Below are 11,343 nucleotides of genomic sequence, written 5' to 3'. Positions count from 1 at the left end.
AAGCAAGCCCTAATGACCGCTTTGGGTTAAATTAATTCCGCCAACGGGTAATCATAATATATAATTTTGCAATGCAAAGTTCAACTTTCCATTTCCCGATACCTGTAATTCATTTGTTTTGTCTAAATTTGCAAACGAAAAGAAGACAATAAACAATTTATAGCTATAATGAAAAACTGGAAACAATATCTGCCGGACGTGCTGGCAGTGCTGCTCTTTGCAGTGATTTCTTTCGCCTATTTCTTTCCTGCCGACATCGACGGCAAGGTGCTCTTCCGCCACGACTCCCAAGCCGGAGTAGGACTCGGACATGAAGCACAGGAATATCGTGACCGCACCGACGGCGACATCACTCGCTGGACGGGATCCGGATTCTGCGGTATGCCGACATATCAGATTTCACCGGCATACAAGAGTCTCACCACGCTCACCGACATCGTAGACGTGTATCATTTGGGACTGCCCGAAAACGTGTGGTATCTTTTCGTCTACCTGCTCGGATTCTATATCATGCTCAGGGCGTTCAACTTCAAGACCTATCTTGCAGCGCTCGGTTCCGTGGTGTGGGCATTCTCCAGCTATTTCCTCATCATCATCGCTGCCGGACATATCTGGAAGGTGATGGCACTGGCATATCTGCCGCCTATGATAGGAGGTATTGTGCTGGCATACAGAGGAAAATACCTCTGGGGACTCTTCGTCACGGCACTCTTCACGGCATTTGAGATATTTGCCAACCACGTGCAGATGACATACTATTATCTCTTCATCATCTTCTTCATGGTAGTGGCATACCTCGTTGACGCCATCCGCAAGAAGCAGATGGCACACTTCCTGAAAGCCACCGGAGTGTGTGCCCTCGGAGCCCTCATCGGAGTGAGCATCAACCTCAGCAACCTCTACCACACCTGGGAATACAGCAAGGAGTCGATGAGAGGCAAGAGCGAGCTCGTGAAGCAGCGCTCAGCCAACCAGACCGACAGCGGACTGGAGCGCGACTACATCACTCAGTGGAGCTACGGAGTGGACGAGACATGGACGCTGCTCGTGCCAAACACCAAGGGAGGAGCCTCGGTGCCATTGGCGCAGAGCGAGACGGCGATGCAGAAGGCAGACCCGCAGTTCATGGAGGTATACCAGCAGCTCGGACAATACTGGGGCGACCAGCCAATGACCAGCGGGCCGGTGTATGTGGGAGCCTTCGTGCTGATGCTCTTCTTCCTTGGAGCCCTGATAGTGAAGGGACCTATAAAGTGGGCGCTCGTGGCAGCCACCTATCTTTCCGTGATGCTATCGTGGGGACATAACTTCATGGGACTGACAGATTTCTTCATCGACTATATGCCGATGTATGCCAAGTTCCGCACCGTGGCGTCGATACTCGTCATCGCCGAGTTCACCATCCCGCTCCTCGCCATGCTCGCCCTGAAGGAATTAATAGAACACCCGGAAGTGTTGCAGGAGAAACTCACCATGCGCGACAAGCTGCCGGTTACGATATTCGTGTCGTGGCTGTCAGTCTTCGCCCGCAAAAAGCGCGACTATATCCTCATCAGCTTCCTTATGACGGCAGGAATTGCCCTCGCCTTTGCATTGATGCCTACGGCATTCTTCTCCGACTTCGTGTCGCAGAACGAGATGCGCGCTCTCTCGCAGATACCTCAGGAATATCTCAATCCGCTGCTCGCCAACCTTCGCCAGATGCGCATCGCCGTGTTTACGGCAGACTGCTGGCGCTCGTTCTTCATCATACTCATCGGCAGCGCCTTCCTCATGGCTTTCATATACAGGAAACTCAATGCCAAAGCCATGGTAGGACTCATCTGCGTGCTCTGTCTCGTTGACATGTGGCAGATAGACAAACGCTATCTCAACGACGGAATGTTCGTGGAGAAGAGCGTGCGCGAGAATCCTATCCAGATGACGGCTACCGACAAGCAGATACTACAGGACAAGACCGAGTGTGGCAACTACCGCGTGCTCAACTTCGCGTCGAATACCTTCAGCGAGAACGAGACGTCATACTTCCACAAGAGTCTCGGCGGATACCATCCGGCCAAGCTACGCCGCTATCAGGAGATGATAGAGCGCTATATCCAGCCGCAGATGCAGAAGGCTATGACGGCAATCGTTGAGGCCGGCGGAGACATGACAAAGGTGAACGGCGACAGCATCTATCCTGTGATAAGCATGCTAAACGCCAAATATTTCGTGATGCCGCTCAACGGCGGACAGACAGTGCCTATCATGAACCCCTATGCCTATGGAGTGGCATGGTTTGTGGATAAGGTAAGCTTCGTAGACAATGCCAACCAGGAGATGGATCTTATGGCGAAGATAGACCTGCGCCACGAGGCTGTGGCAGACAAGAAATTCGCACGGCAGATAGGCAACGCCACGAAGCAGGACGGCAACTCGCTCGTCACCATCACCTCATACCAGCCAAACGAGCTGACCTACGACGTGAACTCCGACAAGGGTGGAGTAGTGGTGTTCTCAGAGGTGTACTATCCGGGCTGGACAGCCACCGTTGACGGACAGCCGGTAGAGATGGGACGGGTGAACTATATCCTGCGTGCCATCAACGTGAAACCGGGCAAACACAAGGTGGTGCTCACCTTCAAGCCAGCCACGGTGACTACCACAGAGACCATTGCCTATATAGGATATTCACTGCTCGTCGTAATCCTCCTGCTGCTCGTATATAGAGAATACAGAAGACGCAAGGCTGGCAAGACAGAAGAGTAGAAACCGAAACTGACAAACTATAGATCTAAGATGAAGAAACTATTGTCACTTCCGCCAAACTTGGTGGACTGCTTTCATGATATCACCGGATACGACAGGAAGGAGTGGTTCTGCTCCAATGACCCGGTAGGGAAGAAACTCGGTTCGGGAGGCGGCACCACATGGCTGCTGCAACAGGCTTATGCCGCCGATGCCGCCGGAAAGACCTTCGACGAATGGCTTTCTGCCGACAGACGCCTTATCCTGCATGCCGGCGGACAGAGCCGACGGTTGCCTGCATACGCCCCGTCGGGAAAGATTCTGACGCCGATACCCGTGTTTCGATGGGAGCGCGGACAGAGACTGTCGCAAGATCTGCTCTCGTTGCAGATACCGCTTTATAAGCAGATAATGGATGCAGCGCCACGCTCGCTTCACACTATGATAGTGAGCGGCGACGTGTATATCCGTACCACCGACCCCCTGGGCGACATACCCGAGGCAGACGTGGTGTGCTACGGACTATGGCTCGGACCGGAGATAGCCAAAGACCACGGTGTTTTCGTGTCGCGCCGCGACAACCCCACAGAGATGGAATGCATGCTCCAGAAGCCATCGGTGAAGACTCTGGGCGAACTTCTCAACACCCACCTCTATCTCACCGACATCGGCATCTGGCTGCTCAGCGACAAGGCGGTGAAGATGCTCATGAAGAAATCGCTGAAGAATGGCGACCTGACAAGTGGCGATATAATCAACTACGACATGTATTCAGAGTTCGGCTGCGCCCTCGGCGACAAACCGACGTCGCCAGACAGTGACCTGGCCGACCTCACCGTCGCCGTGCTCCCGTTGCCGGGCGGCGAGTTCTACCATTATGGCACGAGCCACGAGATACTCTCATCTACGCTCGCCATACAGAACCTCGTGAACGACCAGCGCGAAATCATGCACCACTCCCTCAAGCCGCATCCCTCACTCTTCGTGCAGAATGCTGAGAGAGACTGTCAGCTGACGGCAGAGAACCAGAACATCTGGATAGAGAACAGTTGGGTGGGCAAGAACTGGACTCTCACCCGCGAGAATATCATCACCGGAGTGCCGGAGAATGACTGGAGCCTGCATTTGCAGCCAGGACAGTGTGTTGACATCGTGCCGGTGGAAGAGAACGGATACGTGGTGCGCCCCTATGGATTCAATGACAAGTTCCGTGGCAATCTCTCCGACCCATCAGTGGAATACCTCGGAATGCCATTCACGCAATGGGCTGCAGAGCGCAACATAGATATAAACTGCATCGACGGAAAAGAAGACCTGCAGTCTGCCCGCATATTCCCAGTGGTATACGATACCTACGGCATGCAGCTGCTGCTGCGCTGGATGATAGACGGCAGACAGGAGCTCAGCGAGGAGGAACGTGATGAAGCTCTCGCTCTCTGGCAGGAGGCACGCCGCCTCAGTGCTGACGACATCTCTAACGAGGCAGACCTCGAACGCCTCACCAGACAGCGCAACGAATTCAGAGCGTCGAGCTGGGCATCGGTGGCAAAGAACTATCGCCACAGCGTGTTCTATCAGGTGGACCTCAGCGATGCCGCAAAGGAGTTTGCCCTCTACGGCATCCCGGCTCCGGAACCTATTGCCGACTCCGCTCCGCTGCTGACGAGGATACACGACAACATGTTCCGCTCAGAACTGTCGAGACGCCGCGGCGACACTACTGGTTCGGCGGAATTTGAAGAGAAGGCTTTCGCCCTTCTCCGTCAGGGGCTCATCGCTCCGCAGGCCGCCGTGAAGCAGCAGCCACGAATGTCGGTATATGCCGACCAGATAGTGTGGGCACGCAGTCCGGTGAGAATCGACATCGCCGGCGGATGGACCGATACGCCGCCATATTGCCTGATGGAAGGCGGAAACGTGATAAACCTCGCTATAGAACTCAACGGCCAGCCGCCGTTGCAGACATACATCAGACCCTGCAGCGAACCGCATATCATACTGCGGAGCATCGACCTGGGAGCCTCTGAGCAGATAACGACATTCGAACAGCTCGCTGACTTCAGACACGTGGGCAGTCCGTTCTCCATCCCCAAGGCAGCCCTCGCCCTTGCCGGATTCCTTCCGGCATACGCCGTGGAGCAGCACAATACGCTGAAAGACCAGCTGATGGTATTCGGTTGCGGAATAGAACTGACATTGCTCTCTGCCATCCCTGCCGGCAGCGGACTGGGCACGAGCAGTGTGCTCGCCGCCACAGTGCTCGGAGCCTTGAACGACTTCTGCGGACTCTCCTGGGACAAGGGAGAGATAGGCAGGCGCACTCTGGCATTGGAGCAGATGCTCACCACCGGTGGAGGCTGGCAAGACCAGTTCGGCGGAGTGCTCGAAGGAGTGAAACTGCTGCAGACGGAGCGTGGCTTCGACCAGAACCCTACGGTGCGCTGGTTGCCGGGCGACCTCTTCACCCGCAATGAATACAAGGCTTGCCATCTGCTGTACTACACAGGAATCACACGCACGGCAAAGACCATCCTCTCGGAGATAGTCAGACGGATGTTCCTCAACCACAGTGGAGAACTCGCTATGCTCAGAGACATGAAATGCCATACGCTCGACATGTATGACGCCATACAGCGTGCCGATTTCCAGCGCATGGGAGGACTGATACGCAAGACCTGGACGCAGAACCAGGCGATGGACAGCGGTACCAATCCCGACAGCGTGAGGGCGATAACGAATATGGTCGACGACCTCTGCCTCGGCTACAAACTGCCGGGAGCCGGTGGCGGCGGCTATCTGTATATGGTGGCAAAAGATACGGAAGCGGCAGCCCGCATCCGCAAGATAATCAATGAGAACCGTCCCAACGCCAATGCCCGCTTCGTTGACATGACGCTCAGCGAAACCGGTCTGCAGGTGAGCCGCAGCTAAGTGAGGCTCAAAGATAAAATCATTGGATGATATGATATTCAGAACAGAAGTAGACATACCAAAGCCGGCATTCAGCATAGAGCCATTGGAGCAGATGCTGTTTGTCGGCTCTTGTTTCGCCGACAATATCGGGCGCCGGTTTGCCGACGAAAAATTCCGTGCCGTGGTGAACCCCTACGGCGTGATGTATAATCCGGTGAGCATCCTGCACACCGTGCGCCGCTTCGCCATGCCGTTGCAAGCTGACAGCTACGACCGTCTGGTGTGCGTCTTCACCCTCGGCACCAACCACGTCTATCGTCTGCGAGAGACCGGCGAGATTGTGGACAACTGCCAGAAGCGTCCGCAACGCCTCTTTCAGGAAGAAGAACTCACCATCGACCAGTGTCGGGATGCCCTCGCCGAGGCAATAGGCATTCTCCGTGGCGTATGTCGGGACCTGAAGGTGATAGTGACCGTCAGTCCCATCCGCTATGCCAAATACGGATTCCATGGCAGTCAGCTATCCAAGGCGACACTGCTTCTGGCTGCCGACAAACTCTGTAGTGAATACGACTGCTGCAGCTATTTCCCGGCCTATGAGATAGTGAACGACGAACTGCGCGACTATCGCTTCTATAAGGAAGACATGCTCCATCCCTCGGATCAGACCGTCAGCTATATCTGGGAGCGCCTTTCGTCCCTATATTTCAGTGCTGCCACCAATGTATTTCTCAACCGCTGGCGACCCATCCGTGAGGCTCTCGGCCATAAACCCTTCAATCCCGACAGCGAAGAACATAAGCTCTTCGTGCAGCGCACTCAGCAGAAAATCGCTGACTTGAAAAAGGATTATCCGCTGCTTGATGTCTAACCACCAAACGGCCTGATGACCTCTATTGTGTTGTTTTTCTGTTGTTTATTGAAAAAAATAAGTCCGGGGTTAATCATTTTGCATTTTTTTATGTACTTTTGTAATTAGAAACAAGAAAGAACACCGTCGCAAGTCAAAAGAAAGGAATGGTCATGGCGGTGGATGCCTTTGAAGAGGCAATGAGATTGTTTCGAGTAATTACCCACTAAACCAACTAAAACTCATCAGTTATGGATCAGAACTATCAACCACAGCAGCCTAATCAGCAGTATAATAACGGTTATGGTAACAACAACGGCTATCAGAACAATGGCGGCTTCCAGAATAATGGTGGCTTCCAGAATAACGGCGGCTTCCAGAATGGCTTCGGCAACGGCAACATGCCTCCAAAGCCAGACAACAATATGGTGCTTGCCATCCTCGTCACTTTGTGTTGCTGTCTGCCCCTCGGCATCGTAGGTATCGTGAAGGCAAGTCAGGTGAACTCACTCTATATGGCAGGTCAGTATCAGGCTGCCGTGGCATCAGCTGCCGACGCCAAGAAATGGAGTATGATAGGACTTATCTCCGGATTGGTGATTAATGTAATTTCGTTCATATTTTATTTCATGGCAGGTATGTGCAGTGCAATGATGTAGAGCAAAACTGACAGGTGGCATACTCCAAGCGTATATATATAATAATAGGTATAACGGCGGTCATCCTGGGCGGACTGTTTCTCGTAGACCCGTCTAACGCTGTCTACGCTCCCAAATGTCCGATGAAACTCATCACCGGACTGAGCTGTCCCGCCTGTGGCATACAGCGCTTCCTGCATGCTCTGCTCCACGGCGAACCGATGGCGGCGCTGCGCTATAACTATTATCTCGCCTTTTCGCTGCCATACGCCCTGCTCTTCATAGTGGAGTGGGCGATGCCGCATGGCAAGAGGCGCGATGCCTTGGCCAGGGTGATAGAACACCGCTGCGTGGTGTGGTTCTATATCATCACCTTCTTCATCTGGATGATAGTGAGAAACATCCTTGGCATTTGACGACCATATACATATCCCCCTTGTCTACTCGTATCTTGTCACCTTGTTTACAGCCAAAGCAAATTGAAAGCCTGCGAAACTTTAAACCCAAATCGGTCATTAGGGCTTGCTTGGATTTTGATATTTTAGAAGAGTGGATTTTGTTTGACTTTTAATGAGTAATAGCGAGCTATTGCAAATTAAAAACAGACAAAAGACGCCTTATAAAAAAAAAAGACTGCAAGCAGTTATTAAAATACTACATTGAACGGCCTAATGACCGTTTTGGGTTAAAATATTATATTCACCCGATAAACCTCCTGTGATATGGACAGAAATCAGATAGACCAGCTGCTTATGGTATACGGCAGCAAGATTCCCGCAAACATGTATCCGATGGTGAAGAGCCGTCTGGAGACAATGGACAGCAATACCGCCAACGTCGCCTTCATGCAGATGAAAGACCCCACCATCAGTCTGCTGATATCAATATTCCTTGGCGGCTACGGCATCGACCGTATGTATATCGGCGATGTTGGTCTCGGTGTCATCAAGCTGCTCACCTGTGGCGGATGTGGAGTGTGGTGGCTCGTCGACCTCTTCCTCATCATGGACAAGACCAAGGAGAAGAACGCCCAACTGCTGCTAAACGGCGGTATGATGGGCAACGGATTCTGATCTGTCCCGGTCAATGGATTTATGTCGAAATTGGGCACGGGCGTTGCCCATTTTCCGGTGGTTTACTATCTTTTTCTAAGGTCGTGGTGTTTTATATCAGCAAGGCAAAGCCATGACACAAAAGAACTGAAACCTTGCAGATGAAAGGTCTGCCTATTGCAGATTGGTAGAATATACCCTGCTTTCTGACTATTTGTCGGTTGGCGGGGCTTTTTTTATGCCTGATAGTCAGAGACTTCTGCCGATTTGTCGTGCTTCTTCGCGTGGTATGCCCTTTGCGCTATCGGTAGCGAACAGAATGAACAAAACCCGAATCGGTCATTAAGACTTGTTTGGATTTCACATCTTTAGGATATTATCTCAAACGGCCTGATGACTGTTTGATGTTAAGGTAAAAAGAATCAGGATAAAGAATAATAACAAAAGAAAGGAGATAAAAATATGACATTCGACAAGTTTACAATCAAGGCGCAGGAGGTGGTGCAGCAAGCCGTCAACACCGCGCAGCAGAACGGTCAGCAGACTATCGAACCTGTACACATCCTCAAGGGAATACTCCTCAAGGGACGTGATGTAGCCAACTTCATCTTCCAGAAGCTCGGCGTCAACGCACAGCAGATAGAGACCCTTGCCGACCAGGAGATACAACACCTGCCGAGAGTTCAGGGCGGACAGCCATATCTCTCTACCGACGCCAACAATGTGCTCGCCAAATCGCAGAGCCTTGCAAAGCAGATGGGCGACGAGTTTGTCAGCGTGGAGACGATTCTCCTGGCTGTCATTTCAGATGGAGCCACGGCAGGCAGAATATTGAAAGACGCCGGGTGCACGGAGAACGACATGCGCAAGGCAATTCTCGAATTACGGCAGGGACAGAAGGTGAGCTCGCAGAGCGGCGACGAGAACTATCAGAGTCTCGACAAATACGCCAAGAACCTCGTGGAGCAGGCACGCTCCGGCAAACTCGACCCAGTGATAGGCCGTGACGACGAAATCAGACGAGTATTGCAGATACTGTCTCGGCGTACCAAGAACAACCCGATCCTCATCGGTGAGCCGGGAACCGGTAAGACAGCCATCGTGGAAGGACTCGCCGAGCGTATCGTCAGAGGTGACGTACCGGAGAATCTGAAAGACAAACAGCTCTATTCTCTCGATATGGGAGCACTTGTGGCAGGAGCCAAATACAAGGGCGAGTTTGAGGAAAGACTCAAGAGCGTAATCAACGAGGTGACCAAGAGCGAAGGCCGCATAATCCTCTTCATCGATGAGATACACACCCTCGTGGGAGCCGGAGGCGGAGAGGGAGCCATGGATGCCGCAAACATCCTGAAGCCGGCATTGGCACGTGGAGAACTCAGGGCCATCGGAGCCACCACACTCAACGAATATCAGAAATATTTCGAGAAGGACAAGGCTCTGGAAAGACGATTCCAGACTGTGATGGTGGACGAGCCAGACGAGATGAGCGCCATCTCAATCCTGCGTGGACTGAAGGAGCGCTACGAGAACCACCACAAGGTGCGTATACAGGATGATGCCTGCATTGCCGCCGTAAAACTCTCAGAGAGATACATCAGCGACCGTTTCCTGCCAGACAAGGCAATCGACCTCATGGATGAGGCTGCAGCAAAACTCCGTATGGAGCGTGACTCCGTGCCTGAGGAACTCGACGAGATTACGCGTAAGTTGAAACAGCTCGAGATTGAGCGCGAGGCAATAAAGCGAGAGAACGACCAGCCCAAGATTGATCAGCTCGACAAGGATATTGCCGACCTGAGAGAACAGGAGAAGCAGTATAGAGCCAAATGGGAAGGAGAGAAAGCCCTCGTGAACAAGATTCAGGAAGACAAGCAGCAGATTGAGAACCTGAAGATTGAGGCTGAACGTGCCGAGCGCGAAGGCAACTATGAGCGTGTGGCAGAGATACGCTACAGCAAACTGAAGTCGCTGCAAGACGACATCAACGCCATACAGAGTCAGCTGCGCAACGCACAAGGTGCTGAAGCCATGGTGAGAGAGGAAGTCACTGCCGATGATATAGCAGAAGTGGTGAGCCGCTGGACCGGAATACCAGTGACGCGTATGCTGCAAAGCGAGCGTGAGAAACTGTTGCATCTTGAAGAGGAGCTCCACAAAAGAGTAATCGGACAGGATGAGGCAATCACCGCCGTCAGCGATGCCGTGCGTCGTAGCCGTGCCGGACTGCAGGATCCCAAGAGACCTATCGCCTCGTTCATCTTCCTCGGCACCACAGGTGTGGGTAAGACGGAGCTGGCAAAGGCACTCGCCGAATACCTCTTCAACGACGAGACGATGATGACGCGTATCGACATGAGCGAATATCAAGAGAAGTTCAGTGTGTCGAGACTCATCGGAGCACCTCCAGGATATGTAGGCTATGATGAGGGAGGACAGTTGACAGAGGCAGTGCGCCGCAAACCATATTCCGTCGTACTCTTCGACGAGATAGAGAAGGCACACCCCGACGTGTTCAACATCCTGCTGCAGGTGCTCGACGACGGTAGGCTTACCGACAACAAGGGAAGGACCGTAAACTTCAAGAACACCATCGTGATAATGACCTCCAACCTCGGAAGCCAGTACATACAGCAGGAATTCGAGAAGCTCAACGCCCAGAACCGCGACACTATCATCAGCGACACCAAGCAGAAGGTGATGGAGATGCTGAAGAAGACCATCCGTCCGGAGTTCCTCAACCGTATCGACGAGACTATCATGTTCCTGCCGCTCACGAAGCAGGAGATAGCACAGGTAGTGACGTTGCAGATGAACGCCGTGAAGAAGATGCTCGAGCCGCAGGGCTTCACGCTCAACGTGACCGATGCCGCAATACAGTATCTTGCCGACGCAGGCTTCGACCCGGAGTTCGGTGCACGTCCGGTGAAGAGAGCCATCCAGCGCCTCGTGCTCAACGATCTCTCAAAGAAAATCCTCGCCGAGGAGGTAAGCCGCGAGAAACCTATCGTTATCGATACCAACGGCGCCGGTCTGCAGTTCAGAAACTGATGCGGGGTATAGGAATGAAACTGATTAATGAATGATAAAGAAAAAAACGGAGTATTGACCACAAAGGCCAGTATTCCGTTTTTTTGTTGTATGCTCGGCACGAGCATTGTCT

7 protein-coding genes are annotated in these 11,343 nt (G+C 52.6%); all 7 read left to right on the top strand.

Features of this window, described 5'->3' with window-relative positions:
- Positions 1-168 precede the first annotated feature (168 nt).
- Positions 169-2,748, top strand: a complete 2,580-nt coding sequence (locus QVO99_RS05545) for a YfhO family protein (protein WP_022316610.1) — start codon at positions 169-171, stop codon at positions 2,746-2,748.
- A gap of 30 nt (positions 2,749-2,778) precedes the next feature.
- Positions 2,779-5,658, top strand: a complete 2,880-nt coding sequence (locus QVO99_RS05540) for a bifunctional fucokinase/fucose-1-phosphate guanylyltransferase (RefSeq protein WP_022316609.1) — start codon at positions 2,779-2,781, stop codon at positions 5,656-5,658.
- A 31-nt stretch (positions 5,659-5,689) separates the two neighbouring features.
- The gene (locus QVO99_RS05535) at positions 5,690-6,511 is read left to right on the top strand and encodes a GSCFA domain-containing protein (protein WP_022316608.1); all 822 of its coding nucleotides are present in this window, start codon (positions 5,690-5,692) and stop codon (positions 6,509-6,511) included.
- A gap of 230 nt (positions 6,512-6,741) precedes the next feature.
- Complete coding sequence (locus QVO99_RS05530) at positions 6,742-7,149, top strand: CD225/dispanin family protein (protein WP_022316607.1); 408 nt, start codon at positions 6,742-6,744, stop codon at positions 7,147-7,149.
- A 14-nt stretch (positions 7,150-7,163) separates the two neighbouring features.
- Positions 7,164-7,544, top strand: coding sequence for a DUF2752 domain-containing protein (locus tag QVO99_RS05525; RefSeq protein ID WP_022316606.1), 381 nt, complete (start codon positions 7,164-7,166; stop codon positions 7,542-7,544).
- 306 nt (positions 7,545-7,850) lie between these two features.
- Complete coding sequence (locus QVO99_RS05520; RefSeq protein ID WP_022316605.1) at positions 7,851-8,201, top strand: TM2 domain-containing protein; 351 nt, start codon at positions 7,851-7,853, stop codon at positions 8,199-8,201.
- Between the two features lie 441 nt (positions 8,202-8,642).
- The gene (gene clpB, locus QVO99_RS05515) at positions 8,643-11,231 is read left to right on the top strand and encodes an ATP-dependent chaperone ClpB (protein WP_022316604.1); all 2,589 of its coding nucleotides are present in this window, start codon (positions 8,643-8,645) and stop codon (positions 11,229-11,231) included.
- Positions 11,232-11,343: the final 112 nt, after the last annotated feature.

The sequence above is a fragment of the Prevotella sp. CAG:592 genome, from assembly GCF_000436015.1.
GTDB lineage: Bacteria > Bacteroidota > Bacteroidia > Bacteroidales > Bacteroidaceae > Prevotella > Prevotella pectinovora.
The sequence above is the reverse complement of the archived record's forward strand: the minus strand, read 5'-3'. Positions and strand labels throughout refer to the sequence as shown.